General features: G+C 60.9%; 19 protein-coding genes. 13 read left to right on the forward strand and 6 right to left on the reverse strand.

The genetic code is table 11. The features are described from left to right. Nucleotides 1–8: 8 nt before the first annotated feature. The 3 genes from C4J89_RS11715 to C4J89_RS11725 all read right to left on the reverse strand — a co-directional run bounded on the left by C4J89_RS11715 (nucleotide 9) and on the right by C4J89_RS11725 (nucleotide 3,224). Entirely contained in the window at nucleotides 9–827 is an 819-nt protein-coding gene (locus tag C4J89_RS11715) for an alpha/beta fold hydrolase (protein WP_124362499.1), read from the reverse strand. Nucleotides 828–939: 112 nt separating this feature from the next. After that, the gene (locus C4J89_RS11720) at nucleotides 940–2,331 is read right to left on the reverse strand and encodes an alginate export family protein (protein ID WP_124414472.1); all 1,392 of its coding nucleotides are present in this window, start codon (nucleotides 2,329–2,331) and stop codon (nucleotides 940–942) included. Further along, a complete protein-coding gene (locus C4J89_RS11725) occupies nucleotides 2,328–3,224 on the reverse strand; it encodes a VOC family protein (protein WP_124414473.1) in 897 nt (298 codons plus the stop codon). Before C4J89_RS11725 ends, C4J89_RS11720 begins: the two co-directional genes overlap by 4 nt. A gap of 147 nt (nucleotides 3,225–3,371) precedes the next feature. Here C4J89_RS11725 and C4J89_RS11730 point away from each other — a divergent pair, with 147 nt between their 5' ends. The 3 genes from C4J89_RS11730 (at nucleotide 3,372) to C4J89_RS11750 (ending at nucleotide 7,945) form a co-directional block, all read left to right on the forward strand. After that, on the forward strand, nucleotides 3,372–4,439 hold the full coding sequence (locus C4J89_RS11730) for an NAD(P)-dependent alcohol dehydrogenase (RefSeq protein WP_124414474.1): 1,068 nt from the start codon (nucleotides 3,372–3,374) through the stop codon (nucleotides 4,437–4,439). Nucleotides 4,440–4,627: 188 nt separating this feature from the next. Continuing rightward, nucleotides 4,628–5,929 (forward strand): IS4 family transposase, encoded by a 1,302-nt coding sequence (locus C4J89_RS11735; protein WP_124416016.1) that lies wholly within the window; start codon nucleotides 4,628–4,630, stop codon nucleotides 5,927–5,929. Nucleotides 5,930–6,581: 652 nt separating this feature from the next. Continuing rightward, nucleotides 6,582–7,945, forward strand: a protein-coding gene (locus tag C4J89_RS11750) for an IS3 family transposase (protein ID WP_124414103.1) whose coding sequence is annotated in 2 segments (ribosomal slippage) — nucleotides 6,582–7,047 and nucleotides 7,047–7,945 — 1,365 coding nt in all. Because the reading frame shifts where the segments join, the coding sequence is not laid out codon by codon here. A gap of 112 nt (nucleotides 7,946–8,057) precedes the next feature. Here the strand turns inward: C4J89_RS11750 and C4J89_RS11755 are convergent. After that, on the reverse strand, nucleotides 8,058–8,630 hold the full coding sequence (locus C4J89_RS11755) for a PAS and helix-turn-helix domain-containing protein (RefSeq protein ID WP_124362504.1): 573 nt from the start codon (nucleotides 8,628–8,630) through the stop codon (nucleotides 8,058–8,060). A gap of 129 nt (nucleotides 8,631–8,759) precedes the next feature. On the opposite strand from C4J89_RS11755, the gene C4J89_RS11760 reads away from it, so the two are divergent. The 6 genes from C4J89_RS11760 to C4J89_RS11785 all read left to right on the forward strand — a co-directional run bounded on the left by C4J89_RS11760 (nucleotide 8,760) and on the right by C4J89_RS11785 (nucleotide 14,976). Beyond that, nucleotides 8,760–9,938: an acetyl-CoA acetyltransferase gene (locus tag C4J89_RS11760; RefSeq protein ID WP_124414476.1), complete on the forward strand. Its 1,179-nt coding sequence runs from the start codon at nucleotides 8,760–8,762 to the stop codon at nucleotides 9,936–9,938. Nucleotides 9,939–9,941: 3 nt separating this feature from the next. Next, nucleotides 9,942–11,471 carry a class I adenylate-forming enzyme family protein gene (locus C4J89_RS11765; RefSeq protein ID WP_124414477.1) on the forward strand — a complete coding sequence of 510 codons (1,530 nt, stop codon included), beginning with the start codon at nucleotides 9,942–9,944 and terminating at the stop codon, nucleotides 11,469–11,471. A gap of 33 nt (nucleotides 11,472–11,504) precedes the next feature. Beyond that, a complete protein-coding gene (locus C4J89_RS11770; RefSeq protein WP_124414478.1) occupies nucleotides 11,505–12,824 on the forward strand; it encodes an MFS transporter in 1,320 nt (439 codons plus the stop codon). A gap of 64 nt (nucleotides 12,825–12,888) precedes the next feature. Next, nucleotides 12,889–13,443, forward strand: a complete 555-nt coding sequence (locus C4J89_RS11775) for a histidine phosphatase family protein (protein WP_124414479.1) — start codon at nucleotides 12,889–12,891, stop codon at nucleotides 13,441–13,443. Nucleotides 13,444–13,488: 45 nt separating this feature from the next. Then, complete coding sequence (cobF, locus tag C4J89_RS11780; RefSeq protein ID WP_124362509.1) at nucleotides 13,489–14,244, forward strand: precorrin-6A synthase (deacetylating); 756 nt, start codon at nucleotides 13,489–13,491, stop codon at nucleotides 14,242–14,244. Between the two features lie 12 nt (nucleotides 14,245–14,256). Beyond that, nucleotides 14,257–14,976: an alpha/beta hydrolase gene (locus tag C4J89_RS11785; RefSeq protein WP_124414480.1), complete on the forward strand. Its 720-nt coding sequence runs from the start codon at nucleotides 14,257–14,259 to the stop codon at nucleotides 14,974–14,976. Between the two features lie 130 nt (nucleotides 14,977–15,106). Here the strand turns inward: C4J89_RS11785 and C4J89_RS11790 are convergent, their stop codons facing one another. Together C4J89_RS11790 and C4J89_RS11795 are read right to left on the reverse strand one after the other, a co-directional pair. Next, complete coding sequence (locus C4J89_RS11790; protein ID WP_124362511.1) at nucleotides 15,107–15,661, reverse strand: hypothetical protein; 555 nt, start codon at nucleotides 15,659–15,661, stop codon at nucleotides 15,107–15,109. Between the two features lie 72 nt (nucleotides 15,662–15,733). Then, complete coding sequence (locus C4J89_RS11795) at nucleotides 15,734–17,542, reverse strand: monovalent cation:proton antiporter-2 (CPA2) family protein (protein WP_124414481.1); 1,809 nt, start codon at nucleotides 17,540–17,542, stop codon at nucleotides 15,734–15,736. A 280-nt stretch (nucleotides 17,543–17,822) separates the two neighbouring features. Between C4J89_RS11795 and C4J89_RS11800 the strand changes: the two genes are divergently transcribed. The 4 genes from C4J89_RS11800 (at nucleotide 17,823) to C4J89_RS11815 (ending at nucleotide 21,495) form a co-directional block, all read left to right on the forward strand. Beyond that, a complete protein-coding gene (locus C4J89_RS11800) occupies nucleotides 17,823–18,188 on the forward strand; it encodes a type II toxin-antitoxin system RelE/ParE family toxin (protein ID WP_124362513.1) in 366 nt (121 codons plus the stop codon). After that, on the forward strand, nucleotides 18,181–18,486 hold the full coding sequence (locus C4J89_RS11805) for an XRE family transcriptional regulator (RefSeq protein ID WP_124362514.1): 306 nt from the start codon (nucleotides 18,181–18,183) through the stop codon (nucleotides 18,484–18,486). The genes C4J89_RS11800 and C4J89_RS11805 overlap by 8 nt, the downstream gene beginning before the upstream one ends. Nucleotides 18,487–18,580: 94 nt before the next feature. Further along, on the forward strand, nucleotides 18,581–20,137 hold the full coding sequence (locus tag C4J89_RS11810) for a DUF726 domain-containing protein (protein ID WP_124414482.1): 1,557 nt from the start codon (nucleotides 18,581–18,583) through the stop codon (nucleotides 20,135–20,137). A gap of 38 nt (nucleotides 20,138–20,175) precedes the next feature. Continuing rightward, on the forward strand, nucleotides 20,176–21,495 hold the full coding sequence (locus C4J89_RS11815) for an Nramp family divalent metal transporter (protein ID WP_124414483.1): 1,320 nt from the start codon (nucleotides 20,176–20,178) through the stop codon (nucleotides 21,493–21,495). Nucleotide 21,496: the final 1 nt, after the last annotated feature.

Raw genomic sequence — 21,496 nt, forward strand, 5'->3', positions numbered from 1 at the left:
GGGGTTACTCAGCGGTTCAGGAAGGCCAGCAGGTCTTCATTGAGCTGCTGGGTGTGGGTGGCGGCAAACCCGTGGGGCGCATCTTTGTACACCTTCAGTTGCGCGCCCTCGATCATCTGGGCGGCAACTTTGCCAGTGGTTTCGAACGGAACGATCTGGTCACCGTCACCGTGGATGACCAGGGTCGGCACGTCAATTTTGGCCATGTCCGGGCGGAAGTCGGTCTGGGAGAACGCGGTGACGCAATCCACGGTGGCTTTCAGCGAGGCTTGCAGCGCGATCTGCAGGGTCTGGGTGAGCACGCCCTCCGAGACTTTCTGGCCCTTGTTGAGGCCAAAGAACGGCGTGTTGAAATCGCTGATGAATTGCGCGCGGTCCTTCAGCAGGCCGGCCTTGATGCCATCGAAGACGTCGTTGGGCACGCCTTGTGGGTAATCGGCTTTCTGCCCGAAGATCGGCGTCACCGCACCCAGCAGTACCAGCCCGGCGACCCGCGCGCTGCCATGGCGCGCGATATAGCGGGCCACATCACCGCCACCCATGGAGAAACCCACCAGGGTCACGTCGTTGAGGTCCAGGTGGTCGATCAACTGGGCGATGTCGTCGGCGAAGGTGTCGTAATCGTTGCCGGTCCACGGCTGGTCCGAGCGGCCAAAGCCTCGGCGGTCGAACGCGATTGTGCGAAAGCCACGGCTGCTCAGGTATTCCATCTGGTATTCCCACATGTCGGCATCCAGCGGCCAGCCGTGGCTGAACAGCACGGGTTTGCCGCTGCCCCAGTCCTTGAAGTAGATCTGGGTACCGTCTTTGGCAACGAATGTGCTCATCTGAAACTCCTGTGTCTGCATGAAAAGACTGGGTAAAAAATCCGCCTTGTTACATCGCGAAAAGCCTGCGCCAAAAAACCAAGCCGGGCTTGTATCGGTGTGCTTGCCTCAATTACCAACTGAACTTGAGCTCCATGCCCAGGTAATTGCTGTCGTGCCCGCCGGCATCACGCAGGGTCTGGCCGACCGCGTAATGCACGGCTTCGACCGCGCCGGTCAGGTTCGGCGTGAAGGCGTAGTCGGTTCTCAGCTGACCGTAGGCACCGGTCCAGCGTTCACCCTGGCCCGCAGTGCCGGCGACCGGCACGCTGGGCTGGGTGTAGACCGCATCCGCCGTGGTTTGCCGCCACAGCAAGCCGATGGCGGTTTGCACGCTGAGCTTGGCGATGGGCTTGACGGTGATCGATGGCTTGACGTGAATCAGGTTGCTGTAGCCGGTATAGCCCGCCAGGGAAAAGTAGTAGCCGTTGGGAAACAGCGGGTTGAAGGTGCCGACGGTGCCGTCACCGGTTTTGCGATCGCCCGAGGCGATGTCCAGTTGCAGGCCGAGGCGCGGCTTCCACGCCAGGCTGTCGAAGGTGTAGCCGGTGCGGCTGCCGCCGGCCCAGGCGCGAATGTCTTTGTTGCCCACCGAGCCGCCTTGCAGCATGGCTTCGATGTCCCAGTCGAAGCCCTGGGCCGCGCCACCCAGGCGCGCATCCAACAGCTGGCGCGTTTCGTCGCCATCGGCGTCCAGATAGTGCGCCGCGCTGCGCTCATACACGCCGTAGTAGGCCGACAGCTCATTCGTGCCGCCCACCAGGCGCTCGACCCGCAGCATATGAAAACGCGCGTCACTGTTGGACTTGTCGTCGAAATGCCGGCCATCCTGGTACTGCACCGGTTGGCTGGCGATCCCGATAAAGCGCCAGTTTGGCGTTTCCCAGTCGGCCCACAACGCATCGAACGACTGCCGCACATTCGGGCCGTCCCGTGACGAAATGAAGCGCTGCAAGTCGAAGGCAAAGTCCTGGCGACCGATACGGCTCTTGAACGTGCCGCTGCTGAAGGTGTTCACGTATTCGGCGAAGGCCAGGCGCAAATCCACGCGGTTCTGATCGGCGCCGCCCAGGGTGGTTTTGTCATAGGCGCGCACGTCTTCGAGCTGGGTGAACACGCGCCAGTGTTCATTCAAATGCAGGTCGGCATGAACCTGGAAGCGCTGGATCAGGTAGCGATCACGGGCCACGTTCTTCACGCCGAAACCGCTGGCGTCATTCATCTCGAAACGCTCGCGCAAGGTCGCGCCCAGGGACAGGTAGGTGAACGGGTTGGCGCCCGACAGCGGGATGTACTTGAGGGTGTCCAGCGGCTGCGTGCGCAACGCCGGGTCCTTGAGCACCGACCAGTCTTCCTGCCAGCGATTGGCCTTGATCGCCGGTCGGCTCGGTGGATCGTCGGCGTGGACGCTGCCGACGAGCAGCGGCCACAGCACGGCCAGGCTCCAGCCTGTATGACGGATCATTTTTTCGCGGTGAGCTGGTGAATTTCCGCCACATAACCGCCGGGGAATTCGACCACTGCACTGCGCCGGCCTTTGCTGTCGAACGCGGGCACCAGCACCTTGGCGCCAGACCCGCTGGCCTTGCCGAGGGTGGCGGCCAGGTCGCTGACTTGATAGCCGGTGGTGTCGTGGCCGAACGGGTAGGGCAGATGGCCATTGGTGACCAGCACCGCCATGCGCCCGAAGGCTGACTCGATCTCGACGCGACGGTACTCGCCGCCCGCTTGGCCGACATCAGCGGCGGGGGCGTGCTTGTCGTCGTTCACTATGTTGCCGTGGGAGAAGCCGAGGAACGCTTTGATAAAGCGCTCGGCACTGTCATTGGACACATACACGCGGTTCTCCGGAATGGTCTCGAACGCCGCGTAATCCGGGGTCTTGGTGTGCCAGTAGAGCTGCATGTTGACGCCGCCCGGCCACTGCACCACGGCATCACGGCCGATGGGGTCGGGAAAATCGCTGACGATCACATCGGCGCCATTGTCCCGCGCCGCCTTGAGGGCTATGTCCATGTCCTTGACCAGATAGCCGTTGCGTTCCTGACCGAACGGGTGCGGCACGGGCGTGGTGAAGCCGAACAACGAGACCGTGCCCGCCGGGGTCTGCAGCAATTGCGAAGTAGTGCTGCTCGGCACCGGCAGCACATTCACCACCACTTGGGGCGTGCTTTTGCCGCCGAAGGTAGCCAGGAAACTCTGGGCGAAACGGTCGACATCGGCCGGCGCGACATACACGTGGCTGGTGTCGTATTGCGGCGCCACGGCGACGCTTGGGGTGGCCGCCAAAGCGCTGTTTATCATGGCGCTTGCCAACAGCGTCAATGCTACGGATACCTTGATTGCTTTGTTACGCATGCCCATTCTCCAGCGCTTCTACGGGTTCGAAAGCCGTGAGGTTAGGGGGCAGGCGCCATTGGGAATTGTATGGACGTGCTCGGTTGAACGTTTCAGCGGCCAGGCGTGTCCACCGAACTCTTCCGTCAGATCACACAGGTGAACGAAATGGCCAAGACTTACAGCTATGCCGCTCGGGACTCCAAGGATTCGCTCAAGCCCTTTATCTTTGAGCGCCGCGCCCCCGGCGCGGATGACGTACAGATCGAGATTCTTTATTGCGGGGTATGCCATTCCGACCTGCACACCGCCCGCAACGAGTGGAACAACACCCTGTACCCGTCGGTGCCCGGTCATGAAATCGTCGGCCGTGTGACGGCGGTCGGCGCCAATGTGAAGACATTCAAGGTGGGTGACCTGGCGGGTGTCGGTTGTATGGTCGACAGCTGCCAGCAGTGCGCATCCTGTGCCGAGGGCGAGGAGCAGTATTGCGAGAACGGCTTTACCGGCACCTATAACGGCCCGCTGTTCGGTGGCGAGAACACCTACGGCGGCTATTCGGACAACATCGTGGTCAAGCAGCAGTTCGTGCTGCGCATCTCCCACGATGATTCGAACCTGGCGGCGGTAGCGCCGTTGCTGTGTGCCGGGATTACCACCTATTCGCCGCTGCACCACTGGAAGGTCGGGCCGGGCAAGAAGGTTGGGGTGGTCGGGCTTGGCGGGCTTGGGCATATGGCGGTGAAGATTGCCCACGCCATGGGGGCACATGTGACGTTGTTCACCACTTCACCGAACAAGCGTGAGGATGGGTTGCGTTTGGGTGCTGATCAGGTGGTGGTGTCGAAGAATGCCGATGAGATGGCCAAGGTGGTCAACAGCCTGGACTTTATCCTCAATACGGTGGCTGCGCCCCATGACCTTGATGCGTTTATCAACCTGCTCAAGCGTGATGGCACGATGACGCTGGTGGGTGCGCCGGACAGTCCGCATCCGTCGCCTGCGGTATTCAACCTGATTTTCAAGCGGCGCAGTTTGGCGGGGTCGTTGATTGGTGGGATTCAGGAGACCCAGGAGATGTTGGATTTTTGTGCCAAGCACGGGATTGTTTCTGATATTGAGATGATTGATATCCAGGGGATCAACGAGGCGTATGAGCGGATGCTCAAGGGGGATGTGAAGTATCGGTTTGTGATTGATATGGAGAGTTTGAAGAGGGAAAGTCAGGTGGCCTGATGACTGCGCTGGGGTGGGGTTGACCGGGTACATATCCGTTATTTAGGTCATGGCGGCTGGCGGTTCCGCTCTTACAGCCAGCCCTTTCAAGGTCTTTGATAAAATCCCGCAAAACTCCGATCAGGGTGACGAAAGCGATGTGGGCAGAGGTTCTAGCGCGGTTTGAAAAAAAAGCACCGGCCAGTGTCATGACCAGAGTGATATTGGAGCAGGCTGTTCCTGCTGAATGGGTCGACCAGATATTCGAAGAGCACCGTCAGCGGCAGTACCCACGAGAGCTTTTGTTTTCAACCATCGTTGAACTGATGTCCCTTGTTTCATTGGGTTTGCGACCTTCGCTGCATGCCGCCGCGCGACAGATGGAAGATCTTCCTGTCAGCTTGGCGGCGCTGTATGACAAGGTCAGTCGTACAGAGCCTGCGCTACTGCGCGCCCTGGTCACCGGTAGCGCAGAGCGTTTGGCACCGACGATAAAAGAACTGGGGCACACAGCCATTTTGCCTGGTTGGCAACTACGGGTCGTTGACGGTAACCACCTGCCTTCCAGCGAAAAGCGTCTGGGCGCTTTGCGCCGTGAACGAGGCGCCGCCCGGCCTGGTTTTTCCGTTGTGGTTTACGACCCCGATCTGGACCAGGTCGTTGATCTTCAGCCTTGTGAAGATGCCTATGCCAGCGAACGCGTCAGCGTGCTGCCGTTGCTGGAAAAGGCCTGTGCGGGACAACTGTGGATGGCTGACCGACTCTACTGCACGCTCCCAGTCATGGAGGCCTGCGAAGATACCGGGGCCTCGTTCATCATTCGCGAACAGAGCAAACATCCACGCCTGCTTAAGGAAAGCGACTGGCAGCTGCCTGTTGCGGTCGCGGCAGGCAGCGTGCGTGAGCAAATCATCGAAGTAAAAGGTGGACGCCAGTGGCGGCGAGTCGAACTGAGCCTGCAAAACCCCACCGAATCCGGCGACACCACGCTGCTGTTCTGGAGCAACTTGCCCGACTCTATCAGTGCTGAGCAAATCGCCGATTTGTACCGCCGTCGTTGGAGCATCGAAGGGATGTTCCAGCGCCTGGAAGCGGTGTTGGACAGTGAAATCGAAACCTTGGGCAACCCTAAAGCAGCCCTGTTGGGATTTGCATCAGCCGTGTTGGCTTACAACGTTCTGGCCGTGCTCAAACGCAGCGTCGAGCAGGCTCATCGCCAGACTTTGCCCGACGATTGGGAGGCATCGATTTTCCACCTGACGGTGCAGGTACGCAGCGGTTACGAGGGAATGCAAATAGCCTTGCCAGAATATTTATCCATCCCTATCCCCGCAGCGGGGCTGGCTCAATATCTGCTTGCACTTGCTCGAAATATCCAGCCCAAAGCGGTCGTCAAGAGCAAGCGAGGGCCGAAGGTGCCTAAACCCAAGGAATGGCTGGAAGGCAAAGCCGCGAATGCCCATGTGTCGACGGATCGGGTGCTCAAGGCCGCTAAAATCAAAAGACCTTGAAAGGGCTGGCTCTTACAGCGGGTCACTTTTGGAGGGACCCAAAAGTAACCAAAAGGTCCTCGCCCCACCACTCGGTGCCTCGCCTAGGCTCGGCATGCCCTCACTCCGGCTTGAATCCGTGGGCCGCCGCCATGCGCCATCCATGGCGCAGGGCGGCTAACCCGGCGTCCTGCCGGGTTACCCACGGATTCAAGCCTGCGTTCGGCCAGCGTGGTTTAACGGGGCGCCCGAGATCAAGATCCAAAGCAAAAGCAGGAGCAAGAGCCAGATCAAAAGATTGCTGACTTCGTCAGCGTCTAAGGAAGTAGAAGCCATATCGCGCACGCTTCAATAATCAGGTCGGCTTTAAGGCCGCCGCGCTTTGCTTTTGCTTTTGCTTTTGATCTTAAGCGCCCCGTCAACCACGCTGGCCGGAATTCGATAGGGATTTGGGGGGTAAACCGGCAGGACGCCGGTTTAGCCGCCCCGCGCCATGGATGGCGCGTGGCGGCGGCCCCCCCAAATCACTGTCGGATTACGGGCACACCGAGCCTAGGCGAGGTGCCGAGTGGTGGGGCAAGAGCCTTTTGGTTACTTTGGGGCTTTTCCAAAGTGACCCGCCGTTGAACTGCCCCCCGAATGTTGGACATCTGACCCCACGGGAGGGTGTTCCATGACGAAATACAACCTAGCACTCAAGCAATCACTGATTGAAGAGTGCCTGTCTGCCAGTAGCGTTCATGAGGTGGCCCTCAAGCATGGCTTGAGTCCATCGCTGCTGCGGCGCTGGGTCAAGGGTTTTGAAAAGCACGGCGCCTCTGGCTTGATTGCCAAATACAGCCATTACGATGCCCAGTTTAAATTGAAGGTTTTGCAGTGCATCGAACAAGACGGACTGTCGGACCAACAGGCCTGTATACGGTTTGATATCCGTGGTCCAAGTAGTATCAGGCAGTGGCGAAAGCTGTACGATGAAGGCGGTGTAAGAGCACTACAACCGCATCGTCTTAAAGAGCCCAGCATGCCCCGCAAACCTTCCAGGCAACCCAAAGCAAGTCCTGCTCTTCCTGCGGACGCAGAACTGACCCCTAAACAAATGCTCGCAGAACTGGCCTATCTGCGCGCGGAGAATGCCTATCTAAAAAAGCTCGATGCCTTAATCCAAGCGGATCCCCGTACTGCGCAGCTAAAAAAACGCAGGTCGTCCAAGGATTGAGGCATGAGCATCCACTTGCTCTGTTGCTACGTGCTGCGGGACTTGCACGCAGCACCTTCTATTACCAAAGCAAAACACTGCTAACCGACAAGCATGCCGACCTTAAAGATCGCATCCGCAGCGTCTATCACGGGCATAAGGGGCGTTACGGCTACCGCCGCATTACCGTGACCCTTGGAAACAGTGGTGAGTTGATCAATCACAAGAAGGTGCACCGGCTGATGCAGATGATGGGCCTCAAGTCGCTGGTCAAAGTGAAGAAATATCGTTCTTACCGAGGTGCTGAAGGGCTTGTTGCGCCCGATCTGCTAAAGCGAGAATTCAAGGCAGAAGCCCCTAACCAGAAATGGACAACCGACGTGACGGAGTTCAAGGTGAACGGGCAAAAGCTGTTTCTCTCGCCTCTCATGGATTTGTACAACGGCGAGATCCTGGCTTACCAGATCAACCGACGTCCCGAATTCAGTATGGTTTCGATGATGCTGGAAAAAGCCTTCGGGCGACTGAGTCGAGATGAAAAACCAATACTGCACTCTGACCAGGGTTGGCAGTACAGACAGCCTACCTACCGACACATGCTGGCCGAAAAGGGCATCGAGCAGAGCATGTCTCGCAAGGGTAATTGCTTGGACAATGCCGCCATGGAAAGCTTTTTCGGCACGCTCAAGAGCGAGTTTTTCTATCTGGAATCATTTGAGAGTGTGGAGCAGCTGGCATCAGGCATAGAGGATTACATCGCCTACTACAACCAAGACCGCATAAGCCTCAGACTGAATGGCTTGAGTCCGGTACAGTTTCGGACCCAGGCACTAAATCAATAGCGTCTCCCGTCCAACTTTTGGGGGGCAGTTCACGTCAGGGCGGAACCCTAAGCCGCCGTTACCTAAATAACGGATATGTACTCGGTCAATTCCAAAAAAATCCCGGCCAACCTCAAGCCACCATGATGATCTTCGACACCAACTCCACCACCGTCTTGGCCTGCAACTTCCTCATCAACCGCGCCCGATGCACTTCCACCGTCCGATGCGAAATCCCCAATCGCAGCGCAATTTCCTTGGACTTGAGCCCATTGACGATGTGCATGGCAATCTCCCGCTCCCGCGGCGTAAGGTCGCCCGTGCCTTGATGGGTGCGGTCCAGCCGTTCGAAGTGCCAGATCATCAACTTGAACGGATCCCTGGGCGTGAGCGTGTAGCCATGGGACCTGGCCCAGAACACTTCGCCATTGCGATGCTGCATGAAGCGCTCGTCGGAATAAAAACCGCTGTCGCTGTCGAGCAACCACTCATGGCTGCGCTTGCCAATGGCGTGGTAGTCGGCCTGGGACGGGTAGATCAGCAGGGTCAATTGATTGACCAACGTCGCGTGGGTGTAGCCGAACAGGTTCAGGAACGCGTCGTTGCAGTCGATGATCACGCGGTTGCTGGTGACCAGCTGCGGCGCGGGGGACAGCTTGAACGCCAGGCGTTCAAGGTTCTGGAATGGTGGGGTAATCACGGTCATGGGCATCCTGCCTCGTTGTTCAACTGACTGGCGGACTACTTATCCATGTAAGTAGTTACACGAATTGGCCCGCGACCAGAGGTGGGTCATTGTAGGGAAAGTCCGGTTCAAGAACAGAAGAAATTGATTATGCCTGCTGATTGCGTGTCTATCGTTGCCGCTGGTCATTCGCGTTTTGGTCGCTTGGAAGGTACCACGCTGGAAGATCTGATTGTTCAGGTCACGCGTGAGGCCTTGAGCGATGCTGCCCTCGATGCGGCGCAAATCGACGCGCTGTTCCTCGGCCATTTCAATGCCGGGCTGGTGCCGGATGGGTTTGCCGCGTCGTTGTTGCTGCAGGCCGACCCCGGGCTGCGCTTCAAGCCGGCCACGCGCTGTGAGAACGCCTGTGCATCCGGTTCGGCGGCGATCCAGGCCGGCGTCAATGCGATTCTCTCCGGCAGCGCCGAATTGGTGCTGGTGGTGGGGGCCGAGAAAATGACCCATACCTCCACGGCCGCCGTCACCCAGGCGCTGGCCGGCGCCGGTTATCAGAACGATGCGGCCGAAGCCGGCCTGAGTTTCCCGCAGTTGTTCGGCCGCGCCGCTCGCCAATACGCCGAGCGTTACCATTGCCCGCTGGGCTCGATGGCGGCGATTGCCACCAAGAACCACTCCAATGCCATGGTCAACCCGTTGGCGCAGATGCACCGCGAGATGAATTTCGAGCACTGCAATAACGTGTCCCAGAGCAACCCGTTCGTGGCCGAGTCGCTGCGCCTCACCGATTGCTCGCTGATCAGCGATGGCGCTGCGGCGATTGTGCTGGCGTCGCCCAAGCGTGCGCGGGCGTTTCGCCGCGATGTGCAGATTCGCGCGATGACCCAGGTCAACGACACATTGCCCATCGCCCAGCGCGACATCCTGGCGTTTGAAGGCCCGCAGCGGGCGATTCATTCGGCGCTGCGCGGGGCGAATGTGACCCTGGCCGACCTGAGCTTCGCCGAGGTGCATGATTGCTTCACCATCGCCGAACTGCTGATCTACGAAGCCATGGGCCTGGCGCCCAAGGGCGAGGGGCACCGTGTGCTCGACAGCGGCGTGGTGCGCGCGGGCGGGCGCTTGCCGGTGAACCTTTCCGGTGGGCTCAAGGCCAAGGGCCATCCCGTCGGCGCGACCGGTGTCTCGATGCATGCCCTGGCATTCCGGCAATTGACCGGCGAGCCGATTGGCTTGGCGGTGCCCAACGCGGAGTTCGGCCTGGTATTCAACATGGGCGGTATGGCGGTGGCCAACTACGCTTCGGTCCTGCACGCGCGTCGGTACTGAACCATGAACATTGCCAATTGGTTGCACGACACCCAGCGTCGCGACCCGCAACGCCCGGCACTGTTCGACGGCGCCCGGCAAGTGGCCGACTACGCCACCTTCGCCGCCCATGTGCGCCAGCGCGCCGCGCACCTGGTCGACCAGCACGGCTTGCAGCCAGGGGACGCGGTGGCGGTGCTGATGAAAAACAGCTGCGACTACCTGGAGTTGCTCTACGCCATCTGGTGGATGGGCGCGGTGGCGGTACCGATCAATGCCAAGCTGCACCCGACCGAGGCGGCATGGATCGCGGATAACGCCGAAGCACGCTTGATCTTTACCGATGGCGGGCGGGTGTTTTCATCGCGGGATTTGCCTGCGCGCTGCACGGAACTCGACGGTCACGTGCTCCCGCCGAACCAGGGCTGGCCAACCCTGGAGCAACCGGTACCACGCCAGGACAACGACCTCGCCTGGCTGTTCTACACCTCCGGTACCACCGGGCGTTCCAAGGGGGTGATGCTGTCCCATGGCAACCTGATCGCCATGTCGTTGTGCTACGCCACCGACGTCGATCCGGTCAGCGCCGACGATGCCGCGCTTTACGCCGCGCCGATGTCCCATGGCGCCGGGCTCTACAACTTTATTCACGTACGCTGCGGCGCGCGGCATGTGGTGCCGGCGTCCAACGGTTTTGACGCCGCCGAGTTGTTCGGGCTGGCGACAGAGCTGGGCAGCGTTTCACTGTTTGCCGCACCGACCATGGTCAAGCGCATGGTCGAGCAGGCACGGCAACAGGGCTATCACGGCGAAGGCATCAAGACCATCGTCTACGGCGGCGGCCCGATGTACCTGGCCGACTTGCGCGACGCCGTCGACACGTTCGGCCCCCGCCTGGTGCAGATCTACGGCCAGGGCGAGAGCCCGATGACTATCAGCGTGTTGCCCCGTGGGCTGATCGCCGATCGCCAGCGCGGCGACTGGGCGACCCTGGCCGCGTCCGTAGGCTACGCGCAAGCCTGCGTGGAAATCCGCATTCTCGATGCCCGCCACCGACCGTTACCAACCGGCGAGCGCGGTGAAATCGCGGTGCGCGGCGCCACGGTGATGCAAGGCTATTGGCGCAATCCGCAGGCCACCAGCGACACCCTGGTCGAGGGTTGGCTGCTCACCGGTGATATCGGCTTTCTTGACCCCGCCGGCTACCTGACCCTCACGGATCGCTCCAAGGACGTGATCATCAGCGGCGGCAGCAATGTGTACCCGCGCGAAGTCGAGGAGGTGCTGGCCCAGCATCCCGAGGTCTTCGAAGTGTGCGTGGTGGGCGAGCCGGACCCGCAATGGGGCGAGTCGGTGGTGGCGTTTGTGGTGACGCGCAGCGGCGAGCCCCTCGACGAAGGCGAGCTCACGGCATGGTTTGTGGCGCGCATGGCCTCGTTCAAAAAACCGAAAAAATATGTGTGGCGCAGCGATTTGCCCAAGAACAGCTACGGCAAGGTCCTCAAGACCGACTTGCGGCAGTGGTTGAAAGCAGCGACTATCGCCGCGCTTTAGCACGGATCGACCAACAGACAAGGAGTCCCCCCGATGGGCAATCACGCGCAAGACACCGTCCGCAAACGCCGCCGCGCGTTTCTCGGTGCCACCTCCGGCCACTTGATCGAGTGGTATGACTACGGCGTCTACGGCTTTCTTGCCGTGTATATCGGCCAGGCGTTCTTCGTTTCCGACGACCCCACTACCAGCCTGCTGGCCAGTTTTGCCGCGTTCGCCCTGAGCTTCTTCATCCGCCCGTTGGGCGGGCTGTTCTTCGGCCCGCTGGCGGACAAGATCGGCCGGCGTAAAACCCTGATCATGGCGCTGGTGATGATGACCGGCTCCACGGTAATGCTGGGCCTGCTACCGACCTACGCCACCCTCGGCATCGTCGCCCCGATCCTGCTGATCCTGGTGCGCTGCGTGCAAGGTTTCTCGGCGGGCGGTGAGATCGGCACGGTGACCAGCTTCATTTCCGAATACGCCGGCCCTGGCCGACGCGGCTTTGCCACCTGCTGGCTGATGGTCACCGCGGTGCTCGGCCTGCTACTGGGCGGCGCCGTAGCCAACGGCATGACCTGGGTGCTGGGCGCCGACGTCATGCAGGAATGGGCCTGGCGCGTGCCGTTCCTGATCGCCGCGCCCCTGGGCTTCATCTCCATGTACATCCGCCTCAAGCTTGAAGACAGCCCTGAGTTCCTGGCCTTGCAACGCGCCGGGCAAACTTCCCGTGCGCCCCTGCGCGAGGTCTGGCAGTGGAAGCGCGCCATCGCCCTGGTGTTCTTCATCATCACCTTGCACAGCTCAATCTTTTACCTGGTCCTGACCTTCGCCTCGACCTACATGGCCAAGATCCTCAAGTTCGACAGCGGCACCACCTTGCTCTATGTGTTCGTCGCCAGTTTCTCGGCGGCCTTCGTCATGCCGTTCGGGGGCGCATTTACCGATAAATACGGGCGCAAGCCGTTCCTGATGGTGGTCGGCGCGCTGGCGACCCTGGCGATGTTCTGGCTGTTCAAGATGGCCCCGACCGCAACGCCGGCGACGTTCTTTGCGCCCTTGATGGCGGTGGCGATCCTGTTCGGCCTCTATGCTTCGTCCACCTATGCGCTGATGAGCGAACTGCTGCCCACACGCATCCGTTCTACCGGCATCGCCGTGGCGTACAACGTGCCGGTGGCGGTGTTCGGCGGCAGCGCGCCACTGATCTCCACCTGGCTGATCAAGGTGACCGGGGACATCACCTCGCCCTGGTACTTCTACGTGGCGACCGGAGTGGTGTCGTTGATTGCCTTGGTGCTGCTGCGCAAGGAGGACTTCGTGGCCAGCGCCAGCCCGGCGGCGGTACCTGCGGGGGCAGCATTGGCCTGAGGGCGTTGCATCGGCGCGCTGACTGCGCCAGGCTTGGCAGCCTCATCCCTTCGGAATGAATCGCGTGCAGGCTACCCGTTTGACCCTGATCTGCCATGCGGCCACGCCGTCGCAAAAACAGGCGCGCTTTGCCGATGACGAGTCGCTGGTCATGGACTGGCAGGGCGCGGCGTTGTCGTTGGCAGGCCGTTACCCCAAGACGGCGCGCCTGCTGTGCGGGCCGGAGACGCGAACCCGGCAGACGGCGGGGTTGTTCGGCGAACAGCCGAGCATCGAACCGGCCCTGCGCGACGTCGACCTTGGGCACTGGAAAGGCCAGGCTCTGCGCGCGCTCGACAGCGCTGAGCTGAACGCCTGGCTCACCGACAGCGCCCATGCGCCCCATGGCGGCGAGTCGGTGGCGCAACTGTGCACGCGGGTCGGGCAGTGGATGAAGGCCCTGGAAAGCCAGCCCGGTCATGTGCTGGCGGTGACCCACCCCTTTGTGATCCGTGCCGCGCTGTTGTACGTCATGCGGTATCCGGCCTCGATGTTCTACCGGATCGACGTAGAGCCACTGTCGCGCACTGAGCTGCGCTTCAACGCGGTCTGGCGCCTGCGCCTGGAAACTTATGCCTGAGCCCACGATCATGGCAAAATCCACGCCCCGCAATGAGAGCAACCCATGAAACGCATCCTGATCATCGGCATTGGCGCCGGCAACCCTGACTACATCACGATGCAGGCCGTGAAGGCGCTGAACCGCACCGACGTGTTTTTCCTGATGGACAAGGGCCAGAGCAAGGACAAGCTGATCGACCTGCGCCGTGAAATCTGCGAAACCTACATCACCAGGCCCGGCTACCGCTTCGTCGAGGCCGACTGCCCCGAGCGCGTGCGCGGTGATATCGACTACACCACCGCGGTGCGCGACCTCAACCGCGACAAGCAGCAAACCTTCGAGCGCATGATCAACGAGGACATGGCCGACGGCGAAGTGGGGGCGTTCCTGGCCTGGGGTGACCCGGCGTTGTACGACAGCACCATCCGCATTCTGCAGGCGATCCTTGCCGAGGGGCGCTGTGCATTCGAGTTCGAGGTGATCCCCGGTATTACCAGCGTGCAGGCCCTGGCGGCCCAGCATAAGGTGGCGTTGAACCGTATCGGCAAGTCCATTGAAATCACCACCGGGCGCCGCCTGGCGGCGGGGCAGGCGAGTGATGCCGACACCCTGGTGGTGATGCTCGATGCCGAAGATTCCTACCGCAGCGTGGCGGATCAGGACCTGGATATCTATTGGGGCGCCTACCTGGGCACGCCGGATGAAATCCTGATCAGCGGCAAAGTTAGCGAGGTCGCGGACGAAATCCAACGGGCGCGCAAGGCCGCGCGACTCGCCAATGGCTGGATCATGGACACCTATTTGTTGCGCAAACCCTGAGGGATAGACCCCATGCTCAAACTGCTCGCTCTCGCGCTGGCCTTGCTGGCCGGTGTCGCCCATGCGGACTCCGATCTGCATACCGACCTGCCGTTGTCGTACCTGGAGCAAACCCAGGGCGATGCACGCAACCAACCGCTGGTGATTTTCCTGCATGGCTTTGGCAGCAACGAGGAAGACCTGTTCGGTATCAAGGATGCGCTGCCTTCCACCTGGACCTACCTGTCGGTGCGCGCGCCGATGCCGGTGGAGCCGCATGGCTATCGCTGGTTTACCAAGACCCCGGGTGACGGTGATTACGATGGGGTGACGGCTGATCTGCAAAGCAGCGCCAGGCTGCTCGAAGACTTTGTGGCCAAGGCCACCGCCAAGTACCACACCCAGAGTGATCGTGTGTTTCTGGTCGGGTTCAGCCAGGGGGCGATCATGTCCTATGAGGTGGGTTTGCGCAGGCCCGAGCTGCTGCGTGGTATAGCGGCCCTGAGCGGCAGCGTGTTGCCGGTGCTCAAGGCCGAGCTCAAGCCGAATGAAGCGTTGGACAAGCTGGCGATCTTTATCGGCCATGGCACCTTGGACCAGGCGCTGCCTTATGCCTCGGGAACGCGGGCCAACGAGGTGCTGGAAGGGATTGGCTTGAAGCCGCAGTTTCATGGGTATCCGGGGATGAACCATACAATCAGCGAGGCGGAAATCCAGGACCTGAAGGCTTGGCTGGAGAAGAGCCTGCGGTAAACACCGTAAAAAATGTGGGAGGGGGCTTGCCCCCGATGGCGGTATTTCAGTCACAGATGTATCGACTGATTCACCGCTATCGGGAGCAAGCCCCCTCCCACATTGGTTTTATGTCGCTTGGGAGGTTGGCTTACTTGCCACCAGTAATCTGCTTCACCAGCGCGGCATGCCCCTTCACATCATCCGCCCGCGAAATCGCTTGGATCACCAGCAGGTGATTGCCGGAGCCAGCCAGGAACGTGGAGTTCAGGGTCTTGCCGCCGCCTTGGGTAGCCGTGCTGTCGACCTGGCGCAGGCCAAGGCCCTTGAAGGTCAGTTTTTTCTCGCCGAGTTTCTTGAAGTCGGGCAGGGCGGCGCTCTGGTTCTTGACGAAATCGCTCACGGCGCCATCGAGAAATTTGGCGTCGTTGTCCTGGATTGACACCCCATCGTTACGCACGGTTTCGGCGACGATCACCACACTTTTCGTGGTTGCGTTGGCGTACAGGGTGCCTTGGGTATCGGCGGTGCCGTCTTCAGCCTTGCCGGAGGGCAGGGCGTCGGCGGTGTAGGCCTTGGGCAGGCTGAAGGTGAACTTGCCGCCCAGGGTGGAGAGCGTTTGCGTGGCCGGTTTGGCGGCGGCGAACACGCTGCTGGCGGTAAGCGCGAGGGCCAGCAGCACTGCAGTCTTGGTGAAGGTGGCCATGAAGCGCTCCAGAGATGAACGAAATTGCGGCGTATTCTGTCAGAAAATTCGCAATATCGTTCATCTGCAGCCTCACACCTTGTCGGACTCTTCCTGAAGCCGATCCATCTCAAACAAGCGCGCCAGTTCTGCGCGGGCTTCCTGGGCGGTCTGCATGACTTTGGCCGCATCGTCGTACACCGCATGCTGGGCGGCGAGGACTTGCTGGTCGTGGGCCCTGAAGCGGTCGATGCGCGCGTCGGCCTGGGCCTGGCTCAGACCAAGGCCGACCAGGGTACGGCGGCTCATCTCCAGGCTTGAGTAAAAGGTTTCACGCACCGGTGAGGCGTCCAGGTCCACCAGGCGGTGGACGTGCTGGCGGTTACGCGCGCGGGCGATGATCTTCATGTGTGGGTAGAGGTTGCGCACCAGTTCGGCGGTCTTGATGTTGATCTGCGGATCATCCATGGCGATCACAAAGAATTCCGCCTGGTCGACCTTGGCCGCATGGAGGATTTCCGGGCGTTGCGGATCACCGTAGAACACCGGCATACCGCCAAAACTGCGGGTCAGTTCGATGGTTTCCACCGAGGTGTCGAGGGCGATGAACGAGATGTTCTGTGCGCGCAGGATTCGCGCAACGATCTGGCCCATTCGGCCCATGCCGGCAATCACCACGCGCGGCGCGTCGCCTTCAATGGCGCGGTACTCCTCGGGCACCTCCACCGGCTTGGCCTTGGACTTGAACAGCTTCGGGCACACCAACAGCAGCAGCGGGGTCACGGCCATGGACAGGGTGATGGTCAACACCAGCACATCGTAAAGGTGCGGTTCGAACAGGCCCTGGTCGCGGCCGATCTTGAACACCACGAAGGCGAACTCACCTCCCGCCGCCAACACCACGCCCAGGCGCAGGGCGCTTTCACGATTGAGTTCGCCCACCATGCGCCCCACGGCGTAAAGCAGTGGCAGTTTCAAACCGATCAACAGCAAGGTCAGCCCGATCACCACCAGCGGTGTGCTGAGCAGCAGGCTGAGGTTGGCGCCCATGCCCACGCTGATAAAAAACAGCCCCAGCAGCAGGCCCTTGAACGGTTCGATCTGGGATTCCAGTTCGTGGCGGTATTCCGAGTCCGCCAGCAGCAGCCCGGCGAGGAACGCGCCGAGGGCCATGGACACGCCCACCAGCTCCATCAGCCAGGCGGTGCCGATCACCACCAGCAGCGCGGTGGCGGTGGAGACTTCACGCAGGCCGGTCTTGGCGACGATACGAAACACCGGTCGCAGCAGATAGCGCCCGCCGATGATCACCACGGCAATGCTGCCGAGGATTTGCAAGACGTGTTGCACGCCCTGGGCTTCGCTGGTCGGATGATCGCTGCCGGCCAGCAGCGGCACCATGGCAATCAACGGGATCGCTGCAATGTCCTGGAACAACAGGATCGCGAAGGCCAGGCGCCCATGGGGTTGGTTGAGTTCCTTGCGCTCGGCCAGGCTTTGCAGGCCAAACGCGGTGGAGGACAGCGCCAGGCCCAGGCCCAGCACAATCGCGCTGTTCCAGGGCTGGCCAAACAGCCACAGCGCTACCACGCCCATCACCAGCCCGGTGAGCAGCACCTGGGCCAGGCCGACACCGAATACCGCCTTGCGCATCACCCATAACCGTTTGGGCGAAAGCTCCAGGCCGATGATAAACAGCAACAGTACCACGCCCAGTTCAGAGAACTGCGCCACGCTTTGCGGGTTGCCGATCAGGCCCAGCACCGAGGGGCCGATGATCACCCCGGCGAACAGATAGCCCAGCACCGCGCCCAGTTGCAGACGCTTGGCCAACGGCACGGCCAGCACGGCGGCGAACAGGAACACCACGGCTGCTTGTAACAGGTTGCCTTCATGGGGCATTGCGAACTCCATTGTTTGCTTGAATCAGATGCTGACGCTTTCAAGGGCGAGGGAAAGGGCCCTATTAGAGCGTGTTTTCACATTTTGAAACTTGTATTTTTGATGCAGAGGTCAATGAATGTGGCTGTTATCTGGCGGATTTCGGCGGCTACGGATGTTTGCTTTTCGTGGAAGCTGAAGAATCTACAAACACTTTCTCCCAATGCTCGGCTGGCAGACTCGTCACCTCTGTACCTAAATTCATGCTCTTGAGTTTATATTCCTTGGGTGGCATATTTGCATGGTATGGGACATTGAATACACGGATGAATTCGGCGAGTGGTGGGGCAACTTGGGTGAGAAGGAGCAATCTTCGGTCGCTGCCAGCGTGGATCTGCTGGGCCTGCTCGGCCCGGGGCTTGGCTTTCCCCACAGCAGCGATATCAAGGGCTCTCGCCACGGCAATCTGCGCGAACTGCGTATACAGCACGCAGGTCGTCCCTATCGGGTGCTGTATGCCTTTGATCCCCGGCGCTGCGCAGTCCTGCTGATAGGTGGCGATAAAACCGCACAGCATCGTTGGTACGACGTGCACGTACCGGTGGCGGAAAAGCTGTATGACATCCATTTGAAAACATTGCGCAAAGAGGGCCTTACCCATGGCTAAAAAATTCGCTGATCTCAAGGCGCGCATGACTCCCGAGTCGCGTGCCGATGCCGAGCAGCTTTTTCAACAGCATCTGAGAGAGATGCCCCTGCATGAGCTGCGCAAGGCGCAGCAACTGAGCCAGGAAAGCCTGGCCAAGGCGTTGAATATCAATCAGGCGGCGGTGTCGAAAATGGAGCGTCGCACCGATATGTACATCAGCACATTGCGCGACTACATACGTGCGATGGGGGGAGAGCTGGAAATTATCGCGACGTTTCCCGATGGCCAGGTAAAAATCGACAACTTCGCGCGCTGAACCAGTCCGGCGTCGCGATGCCTGTGGTTTTCATCTCGGCTTGATTGGCTCTTTGTTACCATGGCCGCCCCTTGTCACCAGGAGTCACCGGCCCATGCAACAGCAGTGGGATGAAATGCACCGCACCCGCAAGCCTACGTTCGTCCTGTGTGGCGAGCCTCAGGGGGACGTGCTCAATCTCTACGTGCACGGTTATTCGGCGTTTTTCAGCCAGCAGCAGTTGGCCGGCTTCAAGGAACAACTGGCCGGCATTGAAGGCTCGACCAACCTGATGTTGTTCTGGCCGGCGGGGCACTTCCTGGAAAACCTGTTTGCCCCGTTCAAGGAGGTAATCGCCTCGATGCTAGGCGGCGGTGGCCTGGGCGCGGCGACCGTGGGTGTGGGCAAGGCGATCGCGTATTTTCTCGACCATTACAAAAGCGTCGAGGCGCGGGTCGATGAAGTGGCCAGGACCTTGTTGCCCGAGCTGGCGAGCTACCTGCACGCCGAATCGCTCCAGGTGCGGCAGATCAACCTGATCGGCCATTCCCTTGGCGCCCGGATCCTGGTCAAGAGTGTGCTGGCCAGCCCTGAAACCGCCCATGAACTGCCATTGAATAACGTGCTGCTGATGGGCGGGGCAATCTGTACGTCGAGCCCTTGGGAGGCGGTGTCGGCACCGCTCAAGGGGCGGCTGATCAATTGCTACTCGAGCAAGGACTGGGCACTGGCGATGAAGCCGGATACCGAGCGTTGCATCGGCCGCTATGCGATTGCGGTAACGCCCGCGCTCAAGGCCAAGGTCACCAACGTGCATCTGGCCAGCTTCGACCATGCCGCCTACTGGCCGCAGTTGCGCACGGTGGTGCAGTACACCGACCTGCTGCAGGAACGCCGTGGCCTGATCCGCGCCGACCTGCGCAGCAGTGAAGCGCGTTTTGCCGAAGAAGATCTCGATCTGTTTCCGATGCTGATGCAGGCGCGCCCGGATGAGCTGAAGTTTCTCGCCGAACTGATGGCGCAAAAGCGCAGTGCTTCGATTGATGCCAGCGTACGCGAGCCGCGCAAGCTCGCCATCGAGTTGCAGCGCATGGGCGGCGACAGTTTCATGAACCTGGCCCGTGGCCACGGCGTGGCTTATCGCCAGATCGCCGAAGCGGTGGCGCAACGCTTGGGCATCAAGTTCGACGATGCAATGGCCAGCGTGGCCCTGGCGGATATCGAAGCGCAGGTCGCGGAAAAACTCCTCAAGCAGTATCACGACAACCTCAGCGGTGCCGACCGACAGGCGTTCGACGCCGAACTCAAGGCCGCGATGCAAAAAGAGCAAGGTGTGTTCAAGCGTCTCGACGTGGGCCGTACGGCCACTACCGCCTTGAGCGGCACGGCATTGGCGGGGCTCACCGGGTTTATGCTGCGCCGCGGTGCCGCCACGGCGATTCCGGTGGTGGGCCAGGCGTTGGCGGCAGCGATGTTGCTGGTCAGCGGCGTACGGGCGTTTTCCGGCCCAGCGTATTCGATCACTACGTTGGCGGTGTTGGTGATCGGCGTGATTCGCCAGCGTCTGGAACGTGAGGCGCTGAATCAGGAGCTGGACCTGGTGGTGCAGGTGGTTGAGGCATTTGACCTGCCCCGGGAGACGGTGATGCGCACCGTTGCGTCGGACTGCTAAGCTGGCGCCCTGACTTGTGTGTTTGCCTGGGATCCCGCGTGAAATTCAGCCTGCCGAAAATTGCTACCGCCCCTTTCTGCCCGCCGGAAGTGGCCGGCTCCGTTGTCGTTGATCCCAAGGCGTCGTTCTTCAAACGTGCGCTGATGTTCGCCGGCCCCGGCCTGTTGATTTCCATCGGCTACATGGACCCCGGCAACTGGGCGACCGCCATCGAAGCCGGGTCGCGCTACGGCTATAGCCTGTTATTCGTGGTGCTGCTGGCCAGCCTGGCGGGGATGGCGGTGCAGTGCCTGTGCTCGCGGCTGGGTATCGCCACTGGTAAAGACCTGGCGCAACTGTGCCGTGAGCGCTACAGCAAGCGCTCCGCGCGCACCCAATGGGTGTTGGCGGAAATTTCCATCATCGCCACCGACCTCGCCGAAGTGCTCGGCTGCGCCCTGGCATTTCACCTGCTGCTGGGTGTATCGCTGACCACCGGGATCGTCATCACCGCCTTCGACACGCTGTTGATCCTGGCCCTGCAGAACCGAGGTTTCCGCCGGCTGGAAGCGATCATGCTGGCGTTGGTCGCGACCATCGGCGTGTGTTTCTTCATCGAACTGGTGCTGATCAAACCTTACTGGCCGGACGTGCTCAGTGGCTTCACGCCCTCGCTGTCAGCCATCAGCGATGCCGCGCCGCTGTACCTGGCCATCGGCATCCTCGGTGCGACGGTGATGCCGCATAACCTCTACCTGCACACCTCGATTGTGCAGACCCGCCTGATCGGCAAGGACCTGGCCAGCAAACAGGACGCGGTCAAGCTTGCACGCATCGACACCATTGGCTCCCTGGCCTTGGCCCTGTTGGTCAATGCGGCCATCCTGGTGCTGGCCGCCGCAGCGTTCTACAAGACCGGCCATACCGACGTGGTGGAGATCCAGGACGCCTATCATCTGCTCGACCCGCTGGTGGGCGGTGCGTTCGCCAGCATCCTGTTCGGCATCGCCTTGCTGGCCTCGGGCCAGAGTTCGACCTTCACCGGTACGATTGCCGGGCAGGTGATCATGGAGGGTTACCTTAACCTGCGCATCCCCTGCTGGCAGCGCCGCCTGATCACCCGTGGGCTGGCGCTGATCCCGGCGTTCCTCGGCGTGTGGCTGATGGGCGACGACGCCATCGGCAAGCTGCTGATTTTGAGCCAGGTGGTGCTGAGCCTGCAGTTGCCCTTCGCGTTATACCCGCTGATCCGCATGACCGGCGACAAACAACTGATGGGCCCGTTCGTCAACCGGCTGCCGACGCGGATGCTGGCGTGGTTTTTGTTTGCAGTGATCAGTGGGGCGAATGCGTGGTTGATTGGGCAGTGGGTGTTCTGAC

The sequence above is a fragment of the Pseudomonas sp. R4-35-07 genome (assembly GCF_003852235.1).
Classification (GTDB): Bacteria; Pseudomonadota; Gammaproteobacteria; order Pseudomonadales; family Pseudomonadaceae; genus Aquipseudomonas.

Excerpts from the sequence above, each read along its gene's own strand:
- C4J89_RS11765 (WP_124414477.1), top strand. The coding sequence starts at position 9,942 with ATGAACATTGCCAATTGGTTGCACGACACCCAGCGTCGCGACCCGCAA.
- C4J89_RS11770 (WP_124414478.1), top strand. The coding sequence starts at position 11,505 with ATGGGCAATCACGCGCAAGACACCGTCCGCAAACGCCGCCGCGCGTTT.
- C4J89_RS11785 (WP_124414480.1), top strand. The coding sequence starts at position 14,257 with ATGCTCAAACTGCTCGCTCTCGCGCTGGCCTTGCTGGCCGGTGTCGCC.
- C4J89_RS11795 (WP_124414481.1), bottom strand. The coding sequence starts at position 17,542 with ATGCCCCATGAAGGCAACCTGTTACAAGCAGCCGTGGTGTTCCTGTTC.
- C4J89_RS11735 (WP_124416016.1), top strand. The coding sequence starts at position 4,628 with ATGACCAGAGTGATATTGGAGCAGGCTGTTCCTGCTGAATGGGTCGAC.
- cobF (WP_124362509.1), top strand. The coding sequence starts at position 13,489 with ATGAAACGCATCCTGATCATCGGCATTGGCGCCGGCAACCCTGACTAC.
- C4J89_RS11760 (WP_124414476.1), top strand. The coding sequence starts at position 8,760 with ATGCCTGCTGATTGCGTGTCTATCGTTGCCGCTGGTCATTCGCGTTTT.
- C4J89_RS11720 (WP_124414472.1), bottom strand. The coding sequence starts at position 2,331 with ATGATCCGTCATACAGGCTGGAGCCTGGCCGTGCTGTGGCCGCTGCTC.
- C4J89_RS11715 (WP_124362499.1), bottom strand. The coding sequence starts at position 827 with ATGAGCACATTCGTTGCCAAAGACGGTACCCAGATCTACTTCAAGGAC.
- C4J89_RS11800 (WP_124362513.1), top strand. The coding sequence starts at position 17,823 with ATGGTATGGGACATTGAATACACGGATGAATTCGGCGAGTGGTGGGGC.
- C4J89_RS11790 (WP_124362511.1), bottom strand. The coding sequence starts at position 15,661 with ATGGCCACCTTCACCAAGACTGCAGTGCTGCTGGCCCTCGCGCTTACC.
- C4J89_RS11725 (WP_124414473.1), bottom strand. The coding sequence starts at position 3,224 with ATGCGTAACAAAGCAATCAAGGTATCCGTAGCATTGACGCTGTTGGCA.
- C4J89_RS11805 (WP_124362514.1), top strand. The coding sequence starts at position 18,181 with ATGGCTAAAAAATTCGCTGATCTCAAGGCGCGCATGACTCCCGAGTCG.
- C4J89_RS11810 (WP_124414482.1), top strand. The coding sequence starts at position 18,581 with ATGCAACAGCAGTGGGATGAAATGCACCGCACCCGCAAGCCTACGTTC.
- C4J89_RS11755 (WP_124362504.1), bottom strand. The coding sequence starts at position 8,630 with ATGACCGTGATTACCCCACCATTCCAGAACCTTGAACGCCTGGCGTTC.
- C4J89_RS11730 (WP_124414474.1), top strand. The coding sequence starts at position 3,372 with ATGGCCAAGACTTACAGCTATGCCGCTCGGGACTCCAAGGATTCGCTC.